A 24,300-nucleotide genomic window follows, 5' to 3' on the forward strand; every position below is an offset into this window, starting at 1 on the left:
AATGGAGCGCTTACCGCCGCCGTCTGATCACATGAGGATAGTCCTGGATGACTCTTATACAATTTCAATTCCTGTTTTTAGAATCTCATCCACGATGCCTTCTGGCTCGGCATATTCTTTCTCTGTAAAAGCAAGCGGTTCCAAGTCTATACCATAGTCCATCGCCCGGAGAAGCAAATATCGAATCCCCTCTACCCGATCCATTTGCTCAAAATAATCGGAGAATATAGCCAGATCAATGTCGCTCTCCTTATCAAAAGTTCCTTTCGCGTAAGAACCAAAAAGCACCGCTTTTTTAACAGGGATATCACGACTAATTTTCCTTACATAATCCTGTACTACTTGAAGTACTTCTTCAGGGATTTCAACCATAAGAAAACCTCCTCTGTTTTGAACAAAATTTCCCCAGCCTTTTCTTTTTTGACAGAAGCAGATAATTTTTCACGGTAAGAAGGGTATCGTTCCGAAATGTAATAAGCCACTAGCTCCGCAAAAAAAGGTTTGTATTGTAAAAGTTTGTCCTCAAATTCAGGATCGGCAATTTTACTTCTATGTGTTTCCTCATTAAAGATTTTGCTAAATACCGTCCAGATATTGTGAGTACGGGGCGGTTCCTCGTTTGTATATAAAACGTACAATCCTTTAACCAGTTTTTCAATGGATTGCTGGCACATAAAAACCACATATACATAACGTCCGGATTGAAACATGGCTTTTGCGGTACCCAAATCATATTGAGCAATATCCTCCCAATATGCATATTTTTCTTGGTTATCCATAAGGCACTCTCCATCCTTCCTCTTTCCATCATTATACAATCAGCAACTTCATAAACTCCACATATTCAGGTCGTAAACAAAAAAGGAGATCATTGTAATCGAGGAACAGAACACAAGAAAAAAAGACCCTCCATTTCAGCGGAAGATCCGTTTCTCATTGCGTCAACTTTGCTGATTGGACAATGCGCACAAAAAGGTATTTTCAGTAGCGTGAACCGTACCCGCAACCCCGATCCGGCACTTCAACTGCGGATTTTCATGGGGCTGATATTCCAAAACCTGAGCTTCTGTCACCGCCGGGATATAATTGACCCAGGATCGCCGAAAAAGGATTGACCCACCCCCTCCGGCGAATAGATCCCCTTCGGTAAACCACCAATTTATCGGAGGGAGACATATGCTAGGAAACACTCAAATTTTGCTATTGAAATATTCCTGGCTAACCTGCAATTGCTTCTTCAGGATGGTCAGAGTTCCCATCCATCATTTTCACAAAAACGACGAAGGTCTTTCCAACTAGGCATCCAGCAGTCCCACCACACCCTCCAGATCGTCCTGGATGAGAATGTTCAGGACATACGGCGCATGGTGCTTCCGGTTTGGGGCGTTGAAGTACAGTTGGAATTCCTCCATGTATTCGTTGGCGTACTCGACAGCTTCCTTCGCAAGTTCCCGTTTCAGTTCCTCTACCGTCGGTGCGTTGGCCGCGATGTCAAACACGTCCAGGGTACCCGTGAAAGTGCCATCCTCCTCTTGTCGATATTCCATCTCGAAGCGATACCCGGACAGCAAAACCCGCAAATGTTCGATAGAAACAGCCGCAAACTTGTCACGGTTACGCTTCACAAACTGCGGCCGGACACGAACCACGGTGTCGATGAAATGCCCCCAGTCTTTCCGGACATCCGTTGCGTTCAGAACAGCGTCCATCATCATTCCCCTCCTGCCTCCATTCTACAACAACTTTTGATGTACATTGTGTACATAATGTACGCATTTCATTCCAAAAATATGTTGACTTTGGTTCCACAGAAAAAAGCGCTGCCCGAAAGCAACGCTACCAAAGCTTTATTAGATCACGGCGGCAGCTTGTTCTTCTCCTGCCGCCGTCAGCTTAGACTCCATCCCCAAGGCATCACTTTGCACAGCGTATCCAGCCAAGGAATGGTCCTGCCGTTCTCCAAGCGAGCGACCGCCGACTGCTGGATCCCCGCACGTTTCGCCAATTCTTCCTGAGTCCATCCTAACTCCTCGCGTCTCCTGCGGACTTCCGCTACCATGTAGCCACAAACTCAATGTGATCGGCTTCCGCTTGAGTGATTCGTTATATAAAATCAAGCAAGGAAGATCCCTGTTTCCCATTGCGTCAACTTTGTTGATTGGACAATACGCACAAAAAGGTATCTTCAGTAGCGAGAACCGTACCCGCAACCCCGATCCGGCACTTGAATTGCGGATTTTCATGAGGCTGATATTCCAAAACCTGAGCTTCATACCGACTTCCCGTTCGGATAACCTCATATACGAACCAGCTGTAGAATACGGGTACATATCCCAATTTTGCTCCCTGATTCGAATATACCGCCACCGCATGCGGGTCAAAGGGATTCTCCGGCTCCAACCGCAAATTCACACAAGAACCGGGGGTTACTTCATTTCCAGCCTCATCCCCTTGATAATACCGCCAACCTGCCACATAAAAGTCAATATAAAAATGGTCGTCATGAATTTGAACAGGAGCCACGAACTCATAAGTGTCGGTTGCAAGACGACCGCCTGTAGCTCTCAACAAATCCATGGGAGTATAATCCGGCGACAAACCCAGTTCCTTTAAGATGTCTTGAAAGTCCGGCCTTCTTCTGTCCGGCAATCTTCTCTCAAACGCCACGAACAACTCTTTTGATGTATATGTCCGATCCTTATCCGGAAAAGCCATATGCAACCGGTAACCATTGGCCAACGCGTCTTGAAGGGTGCGAGGGCCATCATTCACATACCGGAACACATACTCGGTATCCGTATGACATAATGTCCCTACATGGTATCGTTGACGTGTCAGCGGATTTTGCCAAATGAGCCACAGTTCATACAATCTTTGAGACATACTTAGCACCCCTCCTTCCAATTCAGTAACCACTCTCTCCTGGCAAGAACCAATTGAAATACCCACTCTTTGTAAATATCCTCCATGTGATTGTCAGGAACATTATCGATGACATGTAAAATCTGGTTTCTCGTTAATTTCTCCAACGGTTCAATACACTTGATTAATATTTTATTGTACTGCAAATATATGTAGGAAAGCAAATCGAGGTGCTTTGGCTTCCTGCGGTTTGAAAATCCAATCAATGAATAACCTCGTCGAATAAACGCGTCAAACATTTCACGATTTCTCATCATCTCATTGATTTTCATGGCAGATACCAAATGGCCTAACGATGCGCCATTATCATAAGCGGGAGCAAGACGATAACCTTCTGTTCCCCGTATGACTCCCCAATTGTCACAATGCCGGTCTTGGTTTCCAATAAATGCATCAAACACCGGGATAAAGATGAAAGCCTCATCTAATCCATACTCTTTAAGAATGTTTATAATCAGATCAAACTCATAACCGTTCAAACTATAACGATTAAACTCGCTATGCCTTTCACTTATCAAATCGCCACCTTCAAAAAATTCTTCTTCCAAACGGTTGAATTTTATGGCTAGAGTACCCAAAGTCCCGTTATAACTTGCAAGGTGACTTTTCACAACGGGATAGCCAATTAAACATCCCAAATCAGAGGCAATTTGTTCCGCCCACGCTTCTCCAGTGTTTTTCCTGGGAATTTTAAACAAACCGCGCGTCTTGTCTTCAGGGTTAATCAGCCAATATTTTAGCCGGGTCCCCGACGCATGCGTAATCTTGTCAACTTCCCAACCGGAAACCTCCATAATCCCCACTTTAAACACCCACATATGGAACAAAGAAAATGATTTACAATATACACCTTCAACATCTCTGCTCCTATTCCCTTCCGATTTGAAACGAAAATCATGAAAGAGAACCGGTGAAAATCGAGGTATGGGAAAGGCTGATTTTATGATATGCTGTAATTACAGAAATCCCGCGCTTCATCCCGCTCCTTCAGGGGTGGGATGAAGCGCGTTGTGGTATAATTTTCTTGGTGATCCTCATGCACAAAGCCTATTCCTTCCGTCTCTATCCGACAAAAGAACAGGAACAGCACATCCGGCGCACCATCGGATGCTGCCGGTTTGTGTACAACCATTTTCTCGCCCGACGGAAGGAGGCCTATGAGCGGGACGGTGCCACCCTGAACCAGTACGCCTGCATGCGGGAATTGCCCGCGTTGAAAGAACAGTTCCCCTGGCTTCGGGAAGTGGATTCCACAGCCCTGCAACGGGCGGTGGAAGAGTTGGACGATGCCTTCCAACGATTCTTCCGGGAGAAGAAAGGCTATCCACACTTCAAAAGCAAGAAACACCCGAAGCAATCCTACACATCGAAACGAAACGGCAAGGAAGATTCATCGGCCACCATCCGCATCGAAGAAAACCGGATTCGGCTTCCGAAGGTGGGATGGGTGAAGTTCGCCAAGTCCCGCGAGGTGCAGGGACGCATTCTCTCGGCCACGGTTCGTATGGCGCCTTCGGGAAAGTTTTTTGTATCGGTACTGGTGGATACGGAGCTTCAGTCTCTGGAGCCACTGACAACTGCCGTTGGCATCGACCTGGGGCTAAAGGGTTTCGCCGTGCTCAGCACCGGGGAAACGATCCCGAATCCCCGGCACCTGAGAAAGCACGAAAAGAAACTGAAGCGCTGGCAACGCGTTCTTTCCCGGCGGAAGCCCGGAGGAAAGAACCGGGAGAAAGCCCGGGTAAAAGTGGCCCGACTGCATGAGAAGGTAAAGAACGCCCGTCTGGACTTCCTGCACAAGCTGTCCACCCGGCTGATTCGCGAGAACCAAGTGATCAGCCTGGAGGATTTGCGGGTGCAAAACATGCAGCAGAACCACAAACTGGCGGGAAGCATCGCCGACGCCAGTTGGTCGGAATTCCGGCGGCAGCTCACGTACAAAGCGGCATGGTACGGGAGGCGTGTGGTCATTGTTTCGGCCACTTTCCCGTCCACTCAGCTTTGCTCCCAATGCGGGCACCGCAACACAGAGACAAAGGATTTGTCGGTCCGTGAATGGATATGCCCACAATGCAGTACAACCCATGATCGGGATATAAACGCCGCGAGAAACATTTTGCGGGAAGGTTTGCGCCTTCTCAGCACGTCCGCCTGAGCGGACAGAACCGTGGGACACACGGGGATCGCTTGGTGCCACAAGGCAGAACTCCCGGTTGCGGGAGTGCTCCCAAGAATCCCACGGCTTCAGCCGTGCGGAGTGTCAAACGCCAATTACCCCTTCAAATGAAACTCCGCTTCCGTTTTCTTTTGGCTTCCGTCGTTTTGAACCAACGTCAGATGCAACGTCCCCTGTTTCGTGTTTGTTGTATTCTTAAGCCTTATATAAAATGTCGTACGGTCCGTCGCTGCATCTGCCGAATAAACTTCAATATTTACACCACTCGCAAACTTAGATACGGGAATCTGTTGATAGTTTACGTTCGGCTGCGGAGATGTCGTCGGCGGCTCCGCCGATGAGCATCCCGGCAACCAATTGTTTGTATCTTTTATGGGCAATTCAAGATTTGGAATAGATGTATACGCTGCGGGCTGTTTCATCCCAATCGACTTTCGCCCCCAAAGCTTCGCTGACAAAACGGATCGGCACCAACGTTCTGCCGTTCAGGATCGTGGGCTCGACGTCCAGTTCCATCGGCTTGCCGTCCTTGAAGGCCGTTTTCGCTCCCACTTTCAATGTGATGGTCGTGCTTCCTTTTTTGACGGTGACCGTCTGGGTTGATTCCTCCCAATCGACTTTCGCCCCCAATTTTTCAAAAATCCCTCGTAAAGGAACCAAGGTACGATTATTGATCTGCACCGGCGGTTGGTCGTAAGTTTGCTTCACTCCATCAAGAATCACAGAGATAGAAGGAAGGCCGGAAGGATTTCCCGTAGGCAGCCCGGATCTCGATGCAGGAACCGCCGGTACGGAGGGCTCCACTTTCTTTACGTAGTCGGCGTACACCCAGCCTACCCGGTCGTTCAACCGCACTTGGTACCAGTTTCCTTTCCCTTTCCCGAGAAGCGTCAGTTGTGTGCCCGCCGCCAGGGTTCCATACTTCTCCGCCGAGGTGGACGGTTTGGAGCGGAAGTTGACTTCCTCGCTGGTGATCCCCAAGGTTCCTGCAGGGAAGGTCTGGGCCAAAGTGGTGTCAATCGGCTCGGGGACCGGACCGCGCGGTTTCGGCGCGGTAACGGCCAGGATGCGCGAGTTGCCGTAATCGCCTGGCTGATACGCGCGAATCCGCTCCATGATTCCGGCTATCTTCTCCGCCCAATAGGGATCGGTTGCATAGTACACGTTCATTCCCTTCAGAGTGGATGAATTTCCGTACCATCTTCCGTTCGGGCTGAGATATTGCGTCGCCACGAAATAGGCTTCATATTCAATGCACTCTTCGATCGAGGCAAAATAAGCCGCCGATCCGTATGGATCGGAATCATAGGCCATATAGCCAAACAGATTGTTTTTGTCCGTAGCGATCTGAGACAGGCCGAACGCGCTCTCATGAATCGCGTGGGCAGCCAGATAAAGCGCGTTCACCCCGTACTTGGCCTGTGCGTTTATAAATAATTGCCCTTTGCCAACCAACGGACTGTCCGGCCGGTTACTCTGGATGAAGCGGTCAATGTCGGCTGCCGCAATCGGAGCTTGCAAACGCAAATCCAGCGAAACGTAAGGCGGCACATACACATCCAGTTTCTTGTCACCGTCCGGATCGCGGCGATAAAATTGGTAATTGGCATCCCGCACATATACTTCGCCCGGTTTCATGAAAGCGGGTGCGCTGCCAACCAGGAAAGCCGCAATTCTGCTTTCCGGCGTGCCCAGTACATGATAAAGTTTACCGTCTCTTACTTCATAGAAGTTGGGGTCTTTCGGATAGGCATCAATCCGAAAGACCTGGTCGGAAGTTTTAAGTTTTATATAGTCTCCAAATACCCAACCCGTTTGCCCGTTCACCTTCACTTGATACCAATTTTGCTCGTTGCGCTGAATGAGATCTACCGTCATACCTGCCGGAAGGGTATTGAGAATGGCGGAATTGTTGTTCGGCTCCTGCCGAAAGTTGACCAACTCGGAGATCATTCCCTTGGTTCCGGCCGCAAAGGTTTGTGCCGCAGCCGCTCCGTAGGCCGTCGTCAACCCTGTCAGTTGAACGGCGGACAACGCCAATACGGTACTCAAAGAAACCGAATGCAACGAACGTTTTCTTTTTGCCCGTGATCCTCTTCTATCACCGTACATGAACTCTGTCTCCTCTAGCAAATCTGTCGATTTCTATAATATATTTCGCTAGAGGATCGCCATTTTCCTACGAAAGACACATAAATTTCGGATGACAAAAAATGGCCAACCGCTCAAACGGTCGACCTTGCTAAGAAACGGACTTCCGGGATCAGTGGGGCAGCATCTTTAAAAAGGTTGATCGCCGAGCACCACGGTAATCATGAATACACCGTTCCGGTTATGGCTGAGAACCACCGTAAATGCGCCGGGACTTGCCGATTTGAAACTGTCAGGGGCAAGAACTTTCGCCAGCAGTTCGCTATGGTAGAGAATCAGTTCCGATTTGGCCTCTTCTCCGGCATTGACCGTCCATTCTTTGATCTTCTCCGCGTCGGTTGGAATAATCTCCATCACCGATTCGAAAGCTTCTTCCTTGCTTCTGGCCTTCTCTGTGCTTACATCAAACTGGAGCACCACCTGAACCGCCCTGTCGTTAAAAAACCTTGCGATGACAGCGTTGTCTTTGAACTTCCCCCATTCATTCTCGCTGGCGTTAAGACCGTAATTCTGCTCAAAGACGATATACTTATCGCCGATTCCGCCCGCTTTGGTGATTTGACGAGGAAGGCCGTTTAAATCGTAAGATGAAGTTGTGCAATCCTCATTATTGCCAAACAACTTCTTCCAAAAAGACTTTTTTTCTTGAACCGCTGATTGTTGGTCTGACATTGTAACACCTCAATAATTGTATGATGTTGGCTCAATTATATTATTTACTGATTCGCTTGAATATATTCTCTGTAGCTTTTTGAATTTAAAAGGTTGCTCCCGTTTATTATTTGGGAGCAACCAAACTGATAACTTATCAAAACATCACCAAACTGCGTATTGGGCTCAACTAGCTGACTGGCCACCAGAAGAATCATTAAGACGATTGACCAATTAGCACCCACGGCTTTTTAAATGCCATCATCGCATTATCATGCTGAGCCAAAAGGTCAAACATTTGTTGTTTGTATTGCATAACCGCCACCTGAGCCGCTATTATATCAGCCTCAATAGCCATACCGTTCTCATACTTGGCTTGAACTGTTTTAAGATTCTCCTCCGCACTTGCAAGTTGTGCTTGTAAAGCATCATAACCTTCTTCAGTTTGTTTTATTTTATAGTAAAGTGATCGTAAAGATTGGCCTATTTGATCCTTCGTGTTTGCTACTGTATTTTCTGCCTTTGTTACGTCTATCTTTTTTGCAGTGTACGGGTCCGTGCTGCTTGGATCATTAAAAGTATACAGATCCACGTTCAATTGGGCTAACTTAATTTGTTGCTCCGCCTGCAAAACTACGGGATTCCCTGAGATAACCCGACTTACTTCTGTTTCAAGGTCTACATCCCCCAACCTCTCCATTTGTGGGGTATCAATCAATTCAGGGATAGTCCCCTGCGGCAACCCGACTAACTGGTTGAAACTTTGGTAAGCGTCATCTAATGCTTTGACTTTTACTTCCAGGTTATGCTTTGCAGACTCATAAGCGCTGTTTGATTTTGCACGATCTATCGAACTTACCAAACCATTTGAATAACTTGCTTCAGCAATTCGATTTTGCCAATAGGCATTTTTTAAAGTTAGTTCCGCCAATTCTTTCTGATATTTTGCCTGCAAAACAGCATTATAGGCTCTTTTTACCTGATAAGCAATATTATCTAAAGTAATGTCATATTGTTTTTTTGCTGATTGATAACTAATATCTGCTGCTACGGCACCTTTGTATGCTCTGGTCACCGACGGGTTGCTTCCATCTAAAGGCACAAATGGGATGTTTTGGGATGCCTTGTCCTTAACTTCCGATGCACGATCAATATCTGCTTGGGCATTTTTCAGAGTAACACTCTTTGACTTTGCCATATCCAGAGCTGCCTGGTAAGTTAATCCATCTTTCTTTTCGTTTTGATATTTAGTTTCAGGCTGAGAATCGGATACCGTTGTTTGACTATTGGGGGCTGCTGTAGAGATGATTACCGTCTGGGTTTCACCATTCCATTTGACGTCTGCCCCCAATGCTTCACTTACAAAACGGACAGGAATCATTGTTCTATCATTAATTATTTGGGGCTTAACAGCCAACTTGACAAGCTTGCCATTCTGGTCTGCAAGATCAGAACCGATTTTAAGGACGATTTTGGCAGAGCCTTTTGTTGCGGTTACGGTCTGGGTTTGTTCATCCCAGCTAACTTGCGCCCCTAACGCTTCAAAAATTCCTCTAAGCGGAACTAACGTAAAGTCGTTAACTATTACAGGAGGTTGATCAAACGTTTGTTTTTTACCGTCAATCAATATGGTAAGGGACGATTCGGCAGCCCCTGCAACATTCGCATCAAGCAACACAGATGCAATGAGTAAACCCGTTGTAAATCGTTTCATAGGAATCCTCCCAATTTTATATGATAATACGAGTTAATAATCCCAACTCTCCTCACTTCCCAAGACACAACCTATTATATCAAAGCTTGATTTAAAAAGAAATTTATCTTGCGCTATATTTGTTTTTTCGCCCGTTGAATGTCTCCAAAATAAAAAGGAACCCTCGGGGTTCCTTTTTATTAAAGTTCAATTACTGTTCAATTACTGTTGAACCGTAACGGTTTGGGTAGCTGCATCGTAGTTTACTTGGGCACCCAAAGCTTGAGCTACAAAACGGATCGGAAGCATGGTACGACCGTTCTTCTCGATTGCAGCTACATCCATGGCAACAGCTACGCCGTTGACAACCAATACATTGCTGCCAATTTGCAACTTAACCACACGGTCACCTTTGAAGATGGTTACCGTTTGATCTGCTGCGTTGTACATGATATTGTCAGAAGATACGCCAAGAGCGTCTGCAACATAACGAACCGGCAGATAGGTACGGCCGTCTTGTTCAAACGGAGCAACATCTAAAGTCTTGGTTGCACCATTAACACTGTAAGAAGTGTTACCCAGTGTGAATACTGCAGTAGCTTTTTGCTCATTCGGTGCAGGAGTCGAAACAGTCGCAGCAACAACTGTCGCAGCATTGTCACTTGTACGGTTTGCATCAAATGCACCCAGGATGTTTACCGCACTACCTCTGATACCAAACTTTACGTCACCTTCCGCTACGGTACGGTCAACAGTCAGTTTCACATTTGAAAGTTTGATGGTCGATGCCGTGTTACTCGAAGTACGGATCGGAATCTGAAGTTGAGAGTTACCGTTAATCCGGGTAATGTTTTGAGCATCAAGTTGCAAATCGCCTGCTGTGACTTCTACAGTCGGAACAGCAGAGAATGTTACCCCTGCAGGAGCGGCAATTATAAGGTTAGCTTGTGCGCCGTTGGTATTGGCTTTAATAACACCGGCTGCAACTTCCTTAATGGTAATATCCCCAGCAGCTTGCGATTGTTGACCGATAATAACCTTCTTCGCTTCGGAAGTAGCGGTTACCGGAGCTTTGACCGTTGCAATTTTTGCAGTTCCGGCTACTGTAGCGGTTCCTCCAACTGTCGCAGTCAAATCACCAGCCGGCGCATCGGCACGCAGGCTCACTTCACCGCGTTCCAAAACAAATGTAGAAGCAGAAGTACTAGCACCGGTTACGCTATAAACAACTGTCCTGTTGTTGCTGTTAGCTTCAATATTACCTGCGCCTACCTGAATATCACCCGCAGTGACACGAACTACAGGCAACTGAGCCGGATTCCATTGAGCATTTTCGGGCAGGGTGACTCGAATAGTTCTGTTGTTAGCAACAATGCTAGCTGCTGCATTTTCTTTGATCTCGATTGCCCCTACTTGAACATTTCGAGAACCGGCATAAATTTCCGGTGCGGATACCGCGTTAACAGTAGATCCGATTTCAACCTTCTTTACTACCAGCACGCTCGTTGCAGTAATCCCCGAGTTATTACCGCCAATTTTCAGGTAGCCATCACCCAGCGATGCGTTGTTTGTAATATCAACTGTACCATTCGTTAACTCGATGATACCCGGTTGACCTGTAGACTGAGCCACAACATTCAGGCGGATACGGCTATTTCCGTTCGAATCCACGTCAATTGGAGAAGCGGTTACGTTACCAGCAGTAAATCCACCGCTAAGATTAATAGCTGGAGGGGTATTCCATGTATAGCCTTGCGGCAAGACCAAGTCAATACTGTTAGCACCTACCGCCAATGCCCCCGCGGAGTTTTCAACGATACGGATTGTACCAATACCTTGGTTGGTTCCTTCCGGACGGCTGGGAGCATTCAATGCAACCACAGTCGTACCGCCCGTTACAACTTTACCAACCGTTACTTTCCCGTTAGAAATAGCACCGCTTGTGCTAAAAATGTCAACCGCGACTTCTCCGCTACCGCTTACATCGAGGTTAATCGGCCGAAACTCGATAATAGCTCTGGTTCCGGTACCATTAGTAGCAGCCACTCTGACAGTCAAACTTTTGCTGGAAGCAGATACAAACGCAACATCCGCTGCTGCCAATCTGTTATTCACAGTACCAACCGCAGCAGGTACATTAATATAGTTTGCAAGAGTACCCGCCGTCGGAATGTTGGCAGTAGCCCAAGACACACCATCAGGCAAAGTGAAAGTAATCTGTGTACCTACGCCAATAGACCCTGCCGTGTCCTCAGTTTCAATCACGCGAACAGTACCCAAGTTACGAGCCGTTAAAGAAGCAGCATTACCCGGCTGGACAGACGGAGTGGTTAATGCAGTGTTCGTTGTTGCAGCACTTGCGGAGAAAGGCACTGCAAGAGATGCAAATACGGCTGCACTCGAAAGAACAGAAAGAATTTTTTTGTTGTTCATACCCTTTGTTTCTCCTCCTCTTAATACGTGAGTCTGTACTGATAGGTAAGTGTGTTGCTTGATACTTGCCATGAATTCTATCATTGCTCCTACGTGAGCCTTCACTCTGCACGCCGTGACTGCGCGATGCCAGAGCCCTCGACTTGCATCCCGTTCCCTTATGGGGTAACATCCACTCGTTCACGGGTGCGTTTGAGCGCCTGCCGCCGTAGGACAACATCACTCCCTTCAGTGGGGATATTTTGAAACAAAGTCATATTGACTTGTTGGCAAACCGTTTCACGTATAACTAATACGACAAGAACCGGCGAATTCCTCTTTATATCCCTTCGGTATGTATTGGCAATCTGTGTGGGTCGTTTCCAATTTTTCTTCCAGATCCGTTGGTAGAAATTCATTTAAGAAGAACTGTCTCCACGCGCCCATTATACCCGCCGGACCGCCAGACGTAAAGCGGAAAAGTTTTTTCTCCTCTTTATTTGCCTGGCTTTTTGCCTGACCCTTGCCATCCATATGCGTCAGAGCTTTATTTTATACCATTTTCCATAGCTTGGCAATAGATTCGCAATCATTTCATAGGACGCAAAAACGTCCATCTCCGACAGCTTGGATGATGGCGCAAATCCTTGCCCTTACTATAGACGTTCCAAGTTGAGAAAAGGTTACACCGATTTTGTGACAAATTTATAAACGTTCGTTGTTTCCCCGGCCAACCGCTCAAGGGAGTATTGGGCAAACACTTTTTGCTGCCCCGCGCGGGCAAAGCGCCGCATTTGTTCCGGGTTGGACAGCGCCCGGTCGATCGCCTGATACAGGGCTTCCACATCCCGGGCCGGCACCAGCAGGCCGTCCCGGCCCTCTTCCACCACTTCCGGCGACCCGCCCACGGCGGTCGCGATCACCGGGACACCCGCCAACATCGCTTCCAGAATGGCCAGCGACAACCCCTCGGAGACGGAAGGCAGGACGAACAGATCGAACTGCGGCAGCAGTTCCGGCACATCCCTGCGGATTCCGAGAAAATGGATCACGCCCGCAAGCCCCGCGTTTTGCACCTCGGCTTTCAGTTCCTGTTCCATTTCGCCGCCGCCCACCCATACGTAATGGACGTCGGGGTACTTGTCCTTCAACCGCCGGATCGCTTGGATCAGATAGGTGTGGCCCTTCACTTTATGCAGGCGGGCGACCGTTCCAGCCAATACCGTATTTTGCGGCAGCCCCAATTCTTCCCGGAGCCTGGAGCGTTCCGGGCGCTTAGGAGGCTCCTTTGGCAGTTGGATCGCGTTGTGGATGACCGTCGTCTTTTCCGCCGGAAGCCCTTCGGCGAGCAGGCTTTTCTGCATGGCGCGGGAGACGAGGATGAAGTGGTCCGTCAGCGGCCAAGTCGATTTTTCCAGGAAGCCGAACAACATTCGCTTCCACTGTTTGGGATAGTCGAGCGCGAGAATGCTGTGAATCGTGGTGATTAATTTGGCGGGATGCCCCTCCAGTTGGTTGGCAAGGCGGCCCAACAGATTGCCGCGCACGCCGTGGGTGTGCACAATCGCCGGTTGGATGTCCCGGATCAACCGCCTCACCGGAACGAGACCGTTCAAGGCACGCAGGGTCCTTGGCGCGATCAGGGTCACCGGAATCCGCAGGTCCCGCAAGCGGTCCGCGAATTCTCCGTTGTAAAAAACCGCCACATGCGGCGTCCACTCGGCCGGATCGAGGGATTTCACGAGGCCGAGCAGATGCTGTTCCGCGCCCCCGAATTCGCCGCCGCCGATTATGTAGAGAATTTTGTTCGGTGTTCCCATTTTCGCGTCTCACCTGCGCCTTCGCCCTGCCGGCATCCGTTCTTTTCCCATCCATCATAACAAAAAGGGCGATCGCCGTACAATATGCAACGGTGTGTTGCATTCCTTGACACTCCGCACGGCTAAAGCCGTGGGATTCTTGGGAGCACCCCCGCAACCGGGAGTTCTGCCTTGTGGCACCAAGCGATCCCCGTGTGTCCCACGGTTCTGTCCGCTTAGGCGGACGTGCTGAGAAGGCGCAAACCTTCTTGCAGGATGTTTTGGGCGGCGTTTACGTCCCGATCATGGGTTGTACTGCATTGTGGGCATATCCATTCACGGACCGACAAATCCTTTGTCTCTGTGTTGCGGTGCCCGCATTGGGAGCAAAGCTGAGTGGACGGGAAAGTGGCCGAAACAATGACCACACGCCTCCTGTACCATGCCGCTTTGTACGTGAGCTGCCGCCGGAATTCCGACCAACTGGCGTCGGCGATGCTTCCCGCCAGTTTGTGGTTTTGCCGCATGTTTTGCACCCGCAAATCCTCCAGGCTGATCACTTGGTTCTCGCGAATCAGCCGGGTGGACAGCCTGTGCAGGAAGTCCAGCCGGGCGTTGCGCACCTTCTCATGCAGCCGGGCCACTTTTACCCGGGCTTTCTCCCGGTTCCTACCACCCGATTTCCGCCGGGAAAGAACGCGTTGCCAGCGCTTCAGTTTCTTTTCGTGCTTTCTCAGGTGCCGGGGATTCGGGATCGTTTCCCCGGTGCTGAGCACTGCGAAACCCTTTAGCCCCAGGTCGATGCCAACGGCGTTGGAGTTGGGCTTCAAAGGCTGAATCTCCGTATCCACCAGTACCGATACAAAAAACTTGCCCGAAGGCGCCATACGAACCGTGGCCGAGAGAATGCGCCCCTGCACCTCGCGGGACTTGGCGAACTTTACCCATCCCACCTTCGGAAGCCGAATCCGGTTTTCTTCGATGCGGATGGTGGCCGATGAACCCTCCTTGCCGTTTCGTTTCGATGTGTAGGACTGCTTTGGATGTTTCCTGCTTTTGAAGTGTGGGTAGCCTTTCTTCTCCCGGAAGAATCGTTGGAAGGCATCGTCCAACTCTTCCACCGTCCGTTGCAGGGCTGTGGAGTCCACTTCCCGAAGCCAGGGGAACTGTTCTTTCAACGCGGGCAATTCCCGCATGCAGGCGTACTGGTTCAGGGTGGCACCGTCCCGCTCATAGGCATCTTTCCGGCGAGCAAGAAAATGGTTGTACACAAACCGGCAGCACCCGATGGTGCGCCGGATGTGCTGTTCCTGTTCTTTTGTCGGATAGAGACGGAAGGAATAGGCTTTGTGCATGAGGATCACCAAGAAAATTATACCATATCGCGCTTCATCCCACTCTTTCAGGGGTGGGATGAAGCGCGGGATTTCTGTAAAATCGTCCGGATTATCGGCGTTGTTTCAGCACATGGATCTCTTCTTCGTGTTTGGCTGCCTTGGCAAGTTGGCGGTCTAGGCGTTTATCCGGTTTTTGCTTTTTCAAGAAAATGTGTTATCGACCGCAGGTGCTGCTACACCCGCGGTCACGTACAATAGTCGCCCTGCAAGAGGGCGGGCTCATTACCGAAGCGGGTAGGTTCACCCCGACTTGGCTAAAAAATCAAGGGTGACCTACCTTCGTTTATTATGGGACAGTAATGTGGCAACCAGTAACCCGAATGCAATCATGAGAGAACTTCCAGTTCTATGATTTTGTACGTGAGCCGAATTCGTCGTGCTCAGGAAGCAATATTTTGCCGCAATATTTTGCCGCCATCGAAAAAATGTGCTACTATGAGTATAAAGGATCGTTCTTTTTCATATCATGAAAGAAGACCGCAGGTGCTGCTACACCCGCGGTCACGTGCAATAGATTGCCCCGTAAGGGTGATCGGCTTCACAAAGACAAGGTTGGGCCTACAAGAAATAGACCGCTTCCCCTAGCAAGGGCGGTCTATTTCTTTTTGAGGTAATTCAGCAACGCCAAGATGAACATGCCAAACATGAACATCAGGGAGAACGCTTGATATATCTCCACAGGCAAGGAAAATAATTGCAATTGGCACAAACTCGTTTGTGCGTCATAATTGAGTATAAAGAAGCGATTAAGGGGATGATCGGAATGTCAATTAGCCGTGAGGAGTTGCACCGCATAATTGACCGGCTGCCGGACGATAAATTACCAAAATTCGCGGATCTGTTGAGCATCGTTTATGACGAGGATGACGAAGAATTGACCGAATTAGAGATGAAGGATATTCAGCTTGCCCGCGAACAATACAAAAAAGGTGAATACGTTACGCTGGAAGAATTGCTAAATGAATTTAACGGGGAAGACAATGTATAGAGTTGTCATCCCCAAGGATGTAAGGAAATCTATTCAACGTTTGGACAAACCAACACAAAAACGTATTTTAAATGCGATCCTCTCATTAGCGGAAAACCCGTATGGGAGTCCGAACGTAAAAAGGCTAAAGGGATATAAAAATACGTATCGCCAACGTGTGGGCGATTTTCGCATAATCTTTGATGTTGTCGATCGTGAGTTAATCATTGTAGTTGTGCGAGTCGGCAGCCGTGGGGATGTTTACAAAGACTAGACCGCAGGTGCTGCTACACCCGCGGTCATGTACAATAGATTGCCCCGTAAGGGTGATCGGCTTCACAAAGACAAGATTGGCCTAGAAGAAATAGACCGAATCCTTGCCTGAGGGCGGTCTATTTCTTTTTTTGGAGTTTGCGGAACCCGCAAGCGGGGCAGGCATACACACGCCCTCGGGGCTTGTGCCGACAGCCGCATCTTGGGTATTCCTGCGCGGTGTACGCCTCATCCTGGAGGACGACTTGCATGCCGAGCCGTTCGACCTTGTAGGTGATCAGCCAGCGAACCTTCCCTGTAACCATCTGGTAAATCTGCTGGTGGTACCAGCTCATCAATGTGCATTTTCCGGATTTCCAAGCGTACCATCTCCTTTTCCACGACAAAAAACACGCATTAAAAATACGTATTATTTGTTGGCACGCATAATTCATGCGTGTTATAATCGTATCAGAGCGGCAGCCATCAACGGTACACACATAAAGATGACCCAACCAGATTCGCTGACATAAGCTTTCACAGCAGCGGCCAAGTGATTCCCAAAGGGACATTGAAAAACATTGAACGAACATCCGGGGTGAAATTCTAACCCCGGTGTCCTCCCCATACCTCCGAAAAACTCAGCAAAGGAGCGATGAACATGCCTTACCAAAACCACTTCATCTACCCGGTCGTGGTTGAAAAAGCAGAAGACGGCGGGATCGGCATGTATTTCCCCGATTTTCCCGGAACGGCCATCCTCGCGAAAGATCTGATCGATGGGATCAAGCGTGCCAAGGAAATGCTGGCCGACCTCATATTGGAACGGGAAGAACAGGGGATTGAGTTACCGGATCCATCCACCCCTGATCAGATCGAGTTGCTCGATCCCAGTGATCGGATCGTGATGATCGAAGTCTATATGCCGCCCTACCGCGATGAGGACGCGAACAGAGCGGTCACCAAAAACTGCACGTTGCCAAAATGGCTGCGTGATGCGGCTGAGGAGGCCGGTATCAACTTCTCCCAAGTGCTCCAGTACGCGCTTAAAGAACAGCTTGGCCTGATTGACAAGCGTTCCTGACCTGACCGCCCCGGATGACCGGGGGTTTTTCTTGCTCTCGTCCGCCGGAGATCCGCGAATACCTCCCTGTTTATACACCTGCTGAATTCTTGCGGTATTTTGGGCATGGGCCGATGACACCCCAACACAATGACACCCCACCGTTTTGCTTTTTTAAAAAAATGTGTTATCATTGAATCAAGAAGTCGATCTCGTCATAAAATAAAACGACCGCAGGTGCTGGGAACACCTACGGTCACGTACAATAGATTGCCTTCGGGCAGTCGGCTCATTAGGAGCGAGATAAACCACCTCGCCGGTCAAAGCAAGGGTGGTTTATCTCTTTTTGTTACCAAAAGAGAGCATGGCGACAATCAAAACACCGAAGCTGATCATCAGCGACAATGTTTCATAGACTGTCATTCCCTCACCCCCTTCCCTTAGCAAGTTCGGGGATGAGCCGACCACCCTTGCAAGCCGAAATCTATTGTACGGTGTAATTATACCACCCGCCTAAAGCACCCTCAACGTGTTCCACACCCCAAAACAGTTACAACCACGCTTGCCACGAACATACACGGCGCAAACGGCACAACCTGTTTCCGCCCGATCAACCATTGAACAACAAGCCCAATAAATACGAGCGCAAACACCAAAAAAAGGTTTAACGTGTACGCGTTGGCCGGAAAGAAAAAGGACATCACCGCGATCAGGCGATTCGGTATCCTGTGGTGTTTCGCGGCCGTTTTCCCCATGGGTCTCACCCCACCGTTTTGCTTTTTTCAAAAAATGTGCTATCATGGAATCAAGAAATCGATCTCCTCATACAATAAAACGACCGCAGGTGGTGGCACACCTACGGTCGGGTACAATCGCTTGCCCGACAAGGGCGGTCGGCTTATAGGGGTTTTTGATCTAAGAAATAGACCGCTTTCCCTAGCAAGGGCGGTCTATTTCTTTTTGAGGTAATTCAGCAACGCCAAGATGAACATGCCGAACATGAACATCAGGGACAACGCTTGATATACCTCCACGGCATCACCCCCTTTCATAGGGGCTTAGCCGACCACCCTTGCGAGCCGAAATCGATTGTACGGTGTAATTATACCACCCGCCTAAAGCACCCTCAACGTGTTCCACACCCCAAAACAGTTACAACCACGCTTGCCACGAACATACACGGCGCAAACGGCACAACCTGTTTCCGCCCGATCAGCCATTGAACGACAAGCCCATAAACCTTTTCATGATCCCGAGGACCAATCGCGATGATCTCCATCATGACTGTCCCATCTTTCTCGTCCACCGGATCGTCCAACTCGAGTTTGTCCATTTCCGCCATGATCTCATCGAAGATGAAATCGTCCCCAATCACCTGCTCGACGGCCTCTTTATATCGAATAGGAATCGAGGATCTGGCTCAGTTTTTTGGTGTGCACCAGATCGGTTACGTTGAGCACGTGGTCTTGGATGAACGCAAGGGTGTCGGTTGTTACACGTTTGCTCATAAAGGGCTTGTTAACATTTTATATTCCCGTTTTTTCTGTCAATCCTTCCTGATTTTTTTAACAATGTCTACAAGTTTATCGATTTCAGGTTTTGTAACCTGTGCATCGGCCCCAACACTTTCCCCTTGGTGTCTTAGTTTTTCGCTAACTATCGACGAAAACAAAACAACCGGTATTTGTTTTAGAGTTGGGCTTGTCTTGATCTGCTTGGTTAATGTCAACCCATCCATAACCGGCATTTCTATGTCGGTAATAACGCAGTAAATCTGTTCGTCGGGATTGTTAAGAAGATAGTCCAGCGCTAACTTGCCATTCTTAAATGTTTCTATGATTGCTCCCGCTTTTTTCAACGACTCACCGATGGTTTTCAATAAAAAAGCAGAATCCTCCGCTATTATGATCTTTTTGCCCTCCAGCCCCTCGGTTTCTTTAGATTCTTTCAAGGCTAAACCAGGGTCAATGTCAACTAACAGTTTTTCAAGGTCGAGTATCAAAATAATCCCGTCCTGGCGCGTATTAACGATTCCTGTTACCAGCAGTTCCTGATTGCCCGACAGGATTGGTGATGGTGTTTCTATGTCCTTCCATGAAAGCCTCCTTATGCCCTCGACACCGCTTACTTCTATTGCAAAGTCACTGTTGTTAATACTGAGCGAAATAAGCAGTCTCTCCTGCTCCGGCTTTGTGCATGTCTGGTCTAGGGCTTTCACAAGATCCAAAACAGGTATCACCTTCCCGCGATGGCTGATAACACCTTTCACAAATCTGCTCGAGTTTGGTACGGGAAAAATCTGTTGATGGCTGATGATAGAGTCTACTTTGGCCACATTCGTTCCACACAAACTGTCGCCAACATGAAATACAAGGATTTCCAATTCGTTGATGCCACTCTCTAATAATATCCCTTGTCCCACAATCACCACTCCTTTGCGGGCGGCGGCTTGAGCTGCCCCGTTTTTTTGATGCGCTCATTCCAAATATACTTTACTTATTATGCTTTTTTCCACCCCACTTCGTCTTATTTTCCCTATTTTCCCCTATCTTCATCCCGCCGTCATCATCAGTTATAAACGTCAATTGTCCGTTTTTTGCATCAAACACCAATTTGTCCTGTTTTTCTCCATTGTGAGCCCGTTCATTCGCTTCCGATTGTTGTATTTGTTGTATCACGTGATCCACAATTAAGTTTAAACAGTCGTTCACATCCCATTCCGGTTTGGCGAAACGGGGCGAATTGACACTCCGCACGGCTTTGGCCGTGGGACTCCTGGGAGCACTCCCGCAACCGGGAGTTCTGCCTTGCGGCACCAAGCGATCCCCATGTGTCCCACGGTTGAGTCCGCTCAAGCGGACGTGCTGAGGAGGTGCAAGCCTTCTTGCAGGATGTTTTGGGCGGCGTTTACATCCCGATCATGGGGTGTGCCGCACGCTTTGCATGTCCATTCACGAACAGACAAGTCTTTTGCCCGAAGAGGCCAAGCGAACCGTGGCCGAGAGAATGCGCCCCTGCACCTCGCGGGACTTGGCGAACTTTACCCATCCGACCTTCGGAAGCCGAATCCGGTTTTCTTCGATACGGATGGTCGCCGATGAACCCTCTTTACCGTTACGTTTGGACGTGGACGTCGTCCAACTCTTCCACCGTCCTTTGCAAAGCGGTGGAGTCTACTTCCCGGAGCCAAGGATGCTGCTGTTTCAATTCAGGCAATTCCCGCATGCAGGCGTACTGGCTCAGGGTGGTGCCATCCCGCTCATAGACTTCTTTCCGGTGAGCGAGGAAGTGATTGTACACAAACCGGCAATATCCGATGGTGCGCCGAATTTGCCGCTCCTGTTCTTTGATTGGATAGAGGCGGAAGGAATAGGCTTTGTGCATATGGGAATCCGATAATCTTTGATGTTCGTGTGGATGTTTACAAAGGCTAGACCGCCGGATAAGGTGCTGCAACACCCACGGTCATGTACAATAGATTGCCCAACAAGGGCGCGGCTCGTTACTGAAGCGGGTAGGTTCACCCTGACTTGGCTAAAAGATCAAGGGCGGCCTGCTTCTTTTTTGCACTTTTCCGGCCCATTGATTTGTGTCGTTGTCAAGTGTATGATAAAATAGAAATATGTCATACATCGAAACGGGGGCGTGGTTATGACTCTTATATCGCGGTCAGAAAGCGAAGTCAAACAACGATATCAGACAACGATCCCGAAAGAGATACGTGAAAAAGCAAAATTGGACGTGGGAGATGAATTGATCTGGAAGTATGACGAGATGCGGGAAGAAATCATTGTCATCCGAAAACCAAAGCGATTTTCCGACGCCCTGTGGGGATTGGGAAAAGAAATATGGCAAAGAGAAAACGGGGATGAATATATTCGAAAGGAGCGGGATGAATGGGAGTAAGAGAGTTTTTGTCGCCATACAAAAAGATCGCTCTTGACACCAACCTGTTCATCTACGCTTTTGAACAACATCCCCGGCACGGTGAAACCGTGAAAGCCATATTGGACATTGTAGAGGAAGGGAAGGTAGAAGCGGTCACCTCAACCATTACTCTGACCGAAATTTTGACAAAGCCAATCCAGGAAGGAAATGACACGCTGGAAAAGCGGTATCGGCTGCTCTTTACGCACTTCCCCCATCTGACTGTAGTACCGGTGGATGTGAGCGTGGCGGAGCGGGCGGCCTGTCTCCGCGGCAAATACGGGCTAAAAACCCCGGATGCGTTGATTGTGGCTTCAGCCATTGTGTCCGAATGCGATCTGTTCATTACCAACGACCATCGGTTGGGCCAGTTGAAGGAGATTAGGACGGCGTCAATCAAGGAAATGAATCCCTACAGCTCATAAGCAGCCGGATTAAAGGAAGCGTCGCTGCCGGAAGCCGGCACTATAGGTTTTCCACTATCCTTTCAATCTCGCTCTCAACCCGAAACACCCGTTTGTTGAGTGCAGCGATCTGATAATTTTTTTCCTCAAGTCTTCGGTCTATGTGTTCCAGCAAAGCGACAATATCTTTTGGTTGCCCTTCTTCAAGCCGAACAACCGCCTGATAGATGTCGTCCACTTTCTGCTCCAGACGTTCTTGTCTTTGCTCCAGACGTTCTTGTCTTTGCACAAGCTCTTTCTGGTTCTGTTCCAAACGTTCTTGTCTTTGCTCCAAATGTTCCAGTCTTTGCTCCAAACGTTCCAGTCTTTTTTCTACGCGTTCTTGCCCCAATTTCAGACTGTTGATGTCATGTTCCATCTTTTGCATACCGGAATTTATAGTCTGAAGTTCAGACAGAATATTTTTCAACAGATCTTCCATAGAGAACACCTCCCCTTTCATTCCTGGATCATTGCTTCGGAATTCGCTCGCGAAGCACCGCCACATCGAGAGAAAGGTCGCCGTACTGTTTCGCTACCGTTCGCCGATCCATCTCCCGGCGCATCTCTTCCAGAAATACCTTCAGGTCTTCCATTCAAATATCCCCTCTCCCACACTCATTTTCGTTTGGGCGCGAAAGCCGGCCCTTTTTTCAGAAGGTTGAATGCCGACACCAGGCCCGTTGCCATCGCCAGATACAGAAACGGCATGAGCGGCACGTTGTAGCGCCCGAACACCACGTACACGCTGTACACCGCCGTAAAGTAGAGAAGAACGGCCACGATGAACAACAACTCTTTCCTGCCCTTGTTCAGCAGCAGGGTCGTCAGGAAACCGGCCAGCCCCGCAATCACGAGATACGGCTGCAAAGCATGCACCCAAGCCTCCTTGACATGGAACACTTCAATCCAGTAGAACGAATCCCGCCACAAAATCTTTGGTTTCAGCACCGCAAAGCTGTAAATCAGCGACTTTTTGTCCGTTTCCCACCAGAGTTCCAACCGTTCCCTGGCGACTCGCTCCTGCGCTTCCATGTAGGCAAACGAACCCTGACTTGCGTATTGCTGTTTTAACCTTTGTACCACTGACTCGATCGGTTCGTCGTTCGGGTAGCCCCGGCCCTGATAGGACCCGATCAACAACGGGTTGCCCTCCCCCGCCGTCAGCGGGATGAATTTGTGGTAGTGGCTGTAGTTGCGCACCCACCACGGGACCAATGCGATCAGCACGATGACGGCCGCGATTCCCGCCTGTTTCAGCAGGGTATGCCACGGGTATTTTTTCAACAGCAAATACGCGAAGAGGACAAGCGGGTACAGCGCGATCGTCGAGCGGAACATCAACGCCGCCAGATAGAAGAACACCACGCGATAGAAATGGGATTTCTTCCGTTCGTTGGCCAGGCGGATCGAATAATAGACCAGATAGATAAAGCTTGCGATGAACGGGGACTCGGTGAGCAGCAGGTTGTCGGTTACGACATGTTCAATCGAGGTCGCCAGCAGGAAAGCGGCGATCAAGCCCGCTGCCGTGCCCCAAACATATTTTCCGGTGAGATAGATTCCGTAGATGCCCGCCAGACCCAACAGAATCATCAGGATCTTGGCGGCGTACAGGCCGGTATCCCCGGTTCCGAACACCGCAAAAACAGCCGCCAGCAGAAACGGCTGCCCCGGCATAATCTTCACGGTCGGCTCAGCAGCAAAATGGGCCGGTTCGGTCGGCCCCCGGTAAGTCAGCATTCCGGTTTCCAGCAGCCGGATGGCGCTGTTCGCATATCCTTCGTCGTCGCTGTGCAAAGTCAGCCCCAACCCGTAGACGCCAAGCGTCATCAGGCGCAAAACCAGGGCCAGCAGCAAAACCCACCAGATGATACGGTTTGGCTTCAATCGTTTCAGCATGAAGTTCTCCTTGAGATACGATTCCTCATGGGGCCATTATATACGCCGCCCATTTTGCGCGCAATGCGTCCGTCCTGCCCGCACCGCCTTCAGGCAAAAGCTGCGACTTATGGTCTCAGGGAGTGGTATCCAATGCCATCGTGTTGACCTGCAAAAGAGCATACGCGCTGTTTGGAATCGCGGTTTTCATGCCTAAACGCAGTTCCGTTACGTTTTCGTTTATTTTGGCAACTTTTCAAACTCATAATGCCTTTTCTCAAGCGTCCGTTGGGATCCGACAAGAGTCCGCTGCGACTCTTCGAGAGCGTTCATGCGCTCTTCGAGCTTGTCCATGCGTACTTCGAGCCGGTCGAGCCGTTGCTCAACAGCATCGAAGCGCTTATGGATCAGCTCAAACTGTTCCATCACCTAAGTCATAAAAAATTTTAACTCGTCCATCCCGATCATCTCCCTTAGCAACATTCTCTCACTCGACCACGGGAACCGCAAGAGATATTTCCTCTATCGCCCCTTACCAAAATTGCATCTACAGCAATATTGTATTC

At 49.1% G+C, this 24,300-nt stretch carries 30 protein-coding genes and 1 pseudogene; 7 read left to right on the plus strand and 24 right to left on the minus strand.

The window, feature by feature from the left end; all coding sequences use genetic code 11:
* Positions 1-54 precede the first annotated feature (54 nt).
* The 6 genes from AC4ED1_RS06905 to AC4ED1_RS06930 all read right to left on the minus strand — a co-directional run bounded on the left by AC4ED1_RS06905 (position 55) and on the right by AC4ED1_RS06930 (position 3,716).
* Complete coding sequence (locus AC4ED1_RS06905) at positions 55-372, minus strand: nucleotidyltransferase family protein (protein WP_490937030.1); 318 nt, start codon at positions 370-372, stop codon at positions 55-57.
* Positions 339-779 (minus strand): HEPN domain-containing protein, encoded by a 441-nt coding sequence (locus AC4ED1_RS06910; RefSeq protein WP_490937032.1) that lies wholly within the window; start codon positions 777-779, stop codon positions 339-341. Before AC4ED1_RS06910 ends, AC4ED1_RS06905 begins: the two co-directional genes overlap by 34 nt.
* 516 nt (positions 780-1,295) lie before the next feature.
* Positions 1,296-1,709, minus strand: coding sequence for a hypothetical protein (locus AC4ED1_RS06915; protein ID WP_490937034.1), 414 nt, complete (start codon positions 1,707-1,709; stop codon positions 1,296-1,298).
* Positions 1,710-1,888: 179 nt separating this feature from the next.
* On the minus strand, positions 1,889-2,059 hold the full coding sequence (locus AC4ED1_RS06920) for a helix-turn-helix domain-containing protein (RefSeq protein ID WP_490937036.1): 171 nt from the start codon (positions 2,057-2,059) through the stop codon (positions 1,889-1,891).
* Positions 2,060-2,145: 86 nt separating this feature from the next.
* Positions 2,146-2,916 carry an HIRAN domain-containing protein gene (locus AC4ED1_RS06925; RefSeq protein WP_490937037.1) on the minus strand — a complete coding sequence of 257 codons (771 nt, stop codon included), beginning with the start codon at positions 2,914-2,916 and terminating at the stop codon, positions 2,146-2,148.
* Positions 2,886-3,716, minus strand: a complete 831-nt coding sequence (locus tag AC4ED1_RS06930) for a HipA domain-containing protein (RefSeq protein WP_490937174.1) — start codon at positions 3,714-3,716, stop codon at positions 2,886-2,888. The genes AC4ED1_RS06925 and AC4ED1_RS06930 overlap by 31 nt, the downstream gene beginning before the upstream one ends.
* A gap of 242 nt (positions 3,717-3,958) precedes the next feature.
* Between AC4ED1_RS06930 and tnpB (AC4ED1_RS06935) the strand changes: the two genes are divergently transcribed.
* Positions 3,959-5,077: an IS200/IS605 family element RNA-guided endonuclease TnpB gene (gene tnpB / locus AC4ED1_RS06935; protein WP_490937039.1), complete on the plus strand. Its 1,119-nt coding sequence runs from the start codon at positions 3,959-3,961 to the stop codon at positions 5,075-5,077.
* A 402-nt stretch (positions 5,078-5,479) separates the two neighbouring features.
* Here the strand turns inward: tnpB (AC4ED1_RS06935) and AC4ED1_RS06940 are convergent, their stop codons facing one another.
* From AC4ED1_RS06940 to AC4ED1_RS06970, 7 genes are all read right to left on the minus strand, one after another.
* The gene (locus AC4ED1_RS06940) at positions 5,480-7,210 is read right to left on the minus strand and encodes a stalk domain-containing protein (RefSeq protein ID WP_490937041.1); all 1,731 of its coding nucleotides are present in this window, start codon (positions 7,208-7,210) and stop codon (positions 5,480-5,482) included.
* A 168-nt stretch (positions 7,211-7,378) separates the two neighbouring features.
* Positions 7,379-7,921 (minus strand): hypothetical protein, encoded by a 543-nt coding sequence (locus tag AC4ED1_RS06945; protein WP_490937043.1) that lies wholly within the window; start codon positions 7,919-7,921, stop codon positions 7,379-7,381.
* A 196-nt stretch (positions 7,922-8,117) separates the two neighbouring features.
* Complete coding sequence (locus AC4ED1_RS06950; protein WP_490937045.1) at positions 8,118-9,614, minus strand: stalk domain-containing protein; 1,497 nt, start codon at positions 9,612-9,614, stop codon at positions 8,118-8,120.
* A gap of 201 nt (positions 9,615-9,815) precedes the next feature.
* A complete protein-coding gene (locus tag AC4ED1_RS06955) occupies positions 9,816-12,026 on the minus strand; it encodes a stalk domain-containing protein (protein ID WP_490937047.1) in 2,211 nt (736 codons plus the stop codon).
* 662 nt (positions 12,027-12,688) lie between these two features.
* The gene (locus tag AC4ED1_RS06960) at positions 12,689-13,825 is read right to left on the minus strand and encodes a glycosyltransferase (protein ID WP_490937049.1); all 1,137 of its coding nucleotides are present in this window, start codon (positions 13,823-13,825) and stop codon (positions 12,689-12,691) included.
* 215 nt (positions 13,826-14,040) lie between these two features.
* Positions 14,041-15,159 (minus strand): IS200/IS605 family element RNA-guided endonuclease TnpB, encoded by a 1,119-nt coding sequence (gene tnpB / locus AC4ED1_RS06965; protein WP_490937051.1) that lies wholly within the window; start codon positions 15,157-15,159, stop codon positions 14,041-14,043.
* Positions 15,160-15,796: 637 nt separating this feature from the next.
* The gene (locus AC4ED1_RS06970) at positions 15,797-15,880 is read right to left on the minus strand and encodes a putative holin-like toxin (RefSeq protein ID WP_490937176.1); all 84 of its coding nucleotides are present in this window, start codon (positions 15,878-15,880) and stop codon (positions 15,797-15,799) included.
* An 84-nt stretch (positions 15,881-15,964) separates the two neighbouring features.
* On the opposite strand from AC4ED1_RS06970, the gene AC4ED1_RS06975 reads away from it, so the two are divergent.
* A complete protein-coding gene (locus AC4ED1_RS06975; RefSeq protein ID WP_490937053.1) occupies positions 15,965-16,189 on the plus strand; it encodes a hypothetical protein in 225 nt (74 codons plus the stop codon).
* On the plus strand, positions 16,182-16,442 hold the full coding sequence (locus AC4ED1_RS06980) for a type II toxin-antitoxin system RelE family toxin (RefSeq protein WP_490937054.1): 261 nt from the start codon (positions 16,182-16,184) through the stop codon (positions 16,440-16,442). Before AC4ED1_RS06975 ends, AC4ED1_RS06980 begins: the two co-directional genes overlap by 8 nt.
* 118 nt (positions 16,443-16,560) lie before the next feature.
* On the opposite strand, the gene AC4ED1_RS06985 is transcribed toward AC4ED1_RS06980, so the two are convergent.
* A complete protein-coding gene (locus AC4ED1_RS06985; RefSeq protein ID WP_490937056.1) occupies positions 16,561-16,776 on the minus strand; it encodes a zinc ribbon domain-containing protein in 216 nt (71 codons plus the stop codon).
* 125 nt (positions 16,777-16,901) lie between these two features.
* Between AC4ED1_RS06985 and AC4ED1_RS06990 the strand changes: the two are divergent.
* Both AC4ED1_RS06990 and AC4ED1_RS06995 read left to right on the plus strand, forming a co-directional pair.
* A pseudogene (locus AC4ED1_RS06990) lies at positions 16,902-17,030 on the plus strand (type II toxin-antitoxin system HicA family toxin); the annotation flags it as partial.
* 51 nt (positions 17,031-17,081) lie between these two features.
* Positions 17,082-17,504, plus strand: a complete 423-nt coding sequence (locus tag AC4ED1_RS06995) for a type II toxin-antitoxin system HicB family antitoxin (RefSeq protein ID WP_490937058.1) — start codon at positions 17,082-17,084, stop codon at positions 17,502-17,504.
* Between the two features lie 315 nt (positions 17,505-17,819).
* Here the strand turns inward: AC4ED1_RS06995 and AC4ED1_RS07000 are convergent, their stop codons facing one another.
* The 6 genes from AC4ED1_RS07000 to AC4ED1_RS07025 all read right to left on the minus strand — a co-directional run bounded on the left by AC4ED1_RS07000 (position 17,820) and on the right by AC4ED1_RS07025 (position 20,867).
* Positions 17,820-17,906, minus strand: coding sequence for a putative holin-like toxin (locus tag AC4ED1_RS07000; protein ID WP_490937178.1), 87 nt, complete (start codon positions 17,904-17,906; stop codon positions 17,820-17,822).
* A gap of 527 nt (positions 17,907-18,433) precedes the next feature.
* Positions 18,434-18,535, minus strand: a complete 102-nt coding sequence (locus AC4ED1_RS07005) for a putative holin-like toxin (RefSeq protein WP_490937060.1) — start codon at positions 18,533-18,535, stop codon at positions 18,434-18,436.
* Between the two features lie 74 nt (positions 18,536-18,609).
* A complete protein-coding gene (locus AC4ED1_RS07010; RefSeq protein WP_490937061.1) occupies positions 18,610-18,858 on the minus strand; it encodes a hypothetical protein in 249 nt (82 codons plus the stop codon).
* 171 nt (positions 18,859-19,029) lie between these two features.
* The gene (locus AC4ED1_RS07015; RefSeq protein ID WP_490937063.1) at positions 19,030-19,905 is read right to left on the minus strand and encodes a chemotaxis protein CheV; all 876 of its coding nucleotides are present in this window, start codon (positions 19,903-19,905) and stop codon (positions 19,030-19,032) included.
* Positions 19,906-20,334: 429 nt separating this feature from the next.
* Positions 20,335-20,448 carry a zinc ribbon domain-containing protein gene (locus tag AC4ED1_RS07020; RefSeq protein ID WP_490937065.1) on the minus strand — a complete coding sequence of 38 codons (114 nt, stop codon included), beginning with the start codon at positions 20,446-20,448 and terminating at the stop codon, positions 20,335-20,337.
* A 149-nt stretch (positions 20,449-20,597) separates the two neighbouring features.
* Positions 20,598-20,867 (minus strand): helix-turn-helix domain-containing protein, encoded by a 270-nt coding sequence (locus AC4ED1_RS07025; RefSeq protein ID WP_490937067.1) that lies wholly within the window; start codon positions 20,865-20,867, stop codon positions 20,598-20,600.
* Positions 20,868-21,134: 267 nt separating this feature from the next.
* On the opposite strand from AC4ED1_RS07025, the gene AC4ED1_RS07030 reads away from it, so the two are divergent.
* On the plus strand, positions 21,135-21,389 hold the full coding sequence (locus AC4ED1_RS07030; RefSeq protein WP_490937069.1) for an AbrB/MazE/SpoVT family DNA-binding domain-containing protein: 255 nt from the start codon (positions 21,135-21,137) through the stop codon (positions 21,387-21,389).
* Positions 21,380-21,835 carry a type II toxin-antitoxin system VapC family toxin gene (locus AC4ED1_RS07035; protein ID WP_490937070.1) on the plus strand — a complete coding sequence of 152 codons (456 nt, stop codon included), beginning with the start codon at positions 21,380-21,382 and terminating at the stop codon, positions 21,833-21,835. Before AC4ED1_RS07030 ends, AC4ED1_RS07035 begins: the two co-directional genes overlap by 10 nt.
* A 40-nt stretch (positions 21,836-21,875) precedes the next feature.
* Here AC4ED1_RS07035 and AC4ED1_RS07040 read toward each other — a convergent pair whose 3' ends face one another.
* The 4 genes from AC4ED1_RS07040 to AC4ED1_RS07055 form a co-directional block, all read right to left on the minus strand.
* A complete protein-coding gene (locus AC4ED1_RS07040) occupies positions 21,876-22,295 on the minus strand; it encodes a hypothetical protein (protein ID WP_490937072.1) in 420 nt (139 codons plus the stop codon).
* Positions 22,296-22,323: 28 nt separating this feature from the next.
* Positions 22,324-22,449, minus strand: coding sequence for a hypothetical protein (locus AC4ED1_RS07045; protein ID WP_490937074.1), 126 nt, complete (start codon positions 22,447-22,449; stop codon positions 22,324-22,326).
* A gap of 22 nt (positions 22,450-22,471) precedes the next feature.
* Positions 22,472-23,755: an ArnT family glycosyltransferase gene (locus AC4ED1_RS07050; protein WP_490937075.1), complete on the minus strand. Its 1,284-nt coding sequence runs from the start codon at positions 23,753-23,755 to the stop codon at positions 22,472-22,474.
* Between the two features lie 219 nt (positions 23,756-23,974).
* Positions 23,975-24,160 carry a hypothetical protein gene (locus tag AC4ED1_RS07055; RefSeq protein ID WP_490937077.1) on the minus strand — a complete coding sequence of 62 codons (186 nt, stop codon included), beginning with the start codon at positions 24,158-24,160 and terminating at the stop codon, positions 23,975-23,977.
* Between the last annotated feature and the right edge of the window lie 140 nt (positions 24,161-24,300).

The sequence above is a fragment of the Effusibacillus sp. SKA8 genome (assembly GCF_058273125.1).

Excerpts from the sequence above, each read along its gene's own strand:
- AC4ED1_RS07005 (WP_490937060.1), bottom strand. The coding sequence starts at position 18,535 with ATGAAAGGGGGTGATGCCGTGGAGGTATATCAAGCGTTGTCCCTGATG.
- AC4ED1_RS06980 (WP_490937054.1), top strand. The coding sequence starts at position 16,182 with ATGTATAGAGTTGTCATCCCCAAGGATGTAAGGAAATCTATTCAACGT.
- AC4ED1_RS07045 (WP_490937074.1), bottom strand. The coding sequence starts at position 22,449 with ATGGAAGACCTGAAGGTATTTCTGGAAGAGATGCGCCGGGAGATGGAT.
- AC4ED1_RS06915 (WP_490937034.1), bottom strand. The coding sequence starts at position 1,709 with ATGGACGCTGTTCTGAACGCAACGGATGTCCGGAAAGACTGGGGGCAT.
- AC4ED1_RS06905 (WP_490937030.1), bottom strand. The coding sequence starts at position 372 with ATGGTTGAAATCCCTGAAGAAGTACTTCAAGTAGTACAGGATTATGTA.
- AC4ED1_RS06940 (WP_490937041.1), bottom strand. The coding sequence starts at position 7,210 with ATGTACGGTGATAGAAGAGGATCACGGGCAAAAAGAAAACGTTCGTTG.
- AC4ED1_RS06920 (WP_490937036.1), bottom strand. The coding sequence starts at position 2,059 with ATGGTAGCGGAAGTCCGCAGGAGACGCGAGGAGTTAGGATGGACTCAG.
- AC4ED1_RS06945 (WP_490937043.1), bottom strand. The coding sequence starts at position 7,921 with ATGTCAGACCAACAATCAGCGGTTCAAGAAAAAAAGTCTTTTTGGAAG.
- tnpB (WP_490937051.1), bottom strand. The coding sequence starts at position 15,159 with ATGCACAAAGCCTATTCCTTCCGTCTCTATCCGACAAAAGAACAGGAA.
- AC4ED1_RS07000 (WP_490937178.1), bottom strand. The coding sequence starts at position 17,906 with ATGACAGTCTATGAAACATTGTCGCTGATGATCAGCTTCGGTGTTTTG.
- AC4ED1_RS07035 (WP_490937070.1), top strand. The coding sequence starts at position 21,380 with ATGGGAGTAAGAGAGTTTTTGTCGCCATACAAAAAGATCGCTCTTGAC.
- AC4ED1_RS06975 (WP_490937053.1), top strand. The coding sequence starts at position 15,965 with ATGTCAATTAGCCGTGAGGAGTTGCACCGCATAATTGACCGGCTGCCG.
- AC4ED1_RS06995 (WP_490937058.1), top strand. The coding sequence starts at position 17,082 with ATGCCTTACCAAAACCACTTCATCTACCCGGTCGTGGTTGAAAAAGCA.
- AC4ED1_RS07030 (WP_490937069.1), top strand. The coding sequence starts at position 21,135 with ATGACTCTTATATCGCGGTCAGAAAGCGAAGTCAAACAACGATATCAG.
- AC4ED1_RS07040 (WP_490937072.1), bottom strand. The coding sequence starts at position 22,295 with ATGGAAGATCTGTTGAAAAATATTCTGTCTGAACTTCAGACTATAAAT.
- AC4ED1_RS06955 (WP_490937047.1), bottom strand. The coding sequence starts at position 12,026 with ATGAACAACAAAAAAATTCTTTCTGTTCTTTCGAGTGCAGCCGTATTT.
- AC4ED1_RS06950 (WP_490937045.1), bottom strand. The coding sequence starts at position 9,614 with ATGAAACGATTTACAACGGGTTTACTCATTGCATCTGTGTTGCTTGAT.
- AC4ED1_RS07055 (WP_490937077.1), bottom strand. The coding sequence starts at position 24,160 with ATGGAACAGTTTGAGCTGATCCATAAGCGCTTCGATGCTGTTGAGCAA.
- AC4ED1_RS06910 (WP_490937032.1), bottom strand. The coding sequence starts at position 779 with ATGGATAACCAAGAAAAATATGCATATTGGGAGGATATTGCTCAATAT.
- AC4ED1_RS06985 (WP_490937056.1), bottom strand. The coding sequence starts at position 16,776 with ATGAGCTGGTACCACCAGCAGATTTACCAGATGGTTACAGGGAAGGTT.
- AC4ED1_RS06930 (WP_490937174.1), bottom strand. The coding sequence starts at position 3,716 with ATGGAGGTTTCCGGTTGGGAAGTTGACAAGATTACGCATGCGTCGGGG.
- tnpB (WP_490937039.1), top strand. The coding sequence starts at position 3,959 with ATGCACAAAGCCTATTCCTTCCGTCTCTATCCGACAAAAGAACAGGAA.
- AC4ED1_RS07050 (WP_490937075.1), bottom strand. The coding sequence starts at position 23,755 with ATGCTGAAACGATTGAAGCCAAACCGTATCATCTGGTGGGTTTTGCTG.
- AC4ED1_RS06960 (WP_490937049.1), bottom strand. The coding sequence starts at position 13,825 with ATGGGAACACCGAACAAAATTCTCTACATAATCGGCGGCGGCGAATTC.
- AC4ED1_RS07025 (WP_490937067.1), bottom strand. The coding sequence starts at position 20,867 with ATGCACAAAGCCTATTCCTTCCGCCTCTATCCAATCAAAGAACAGGAG.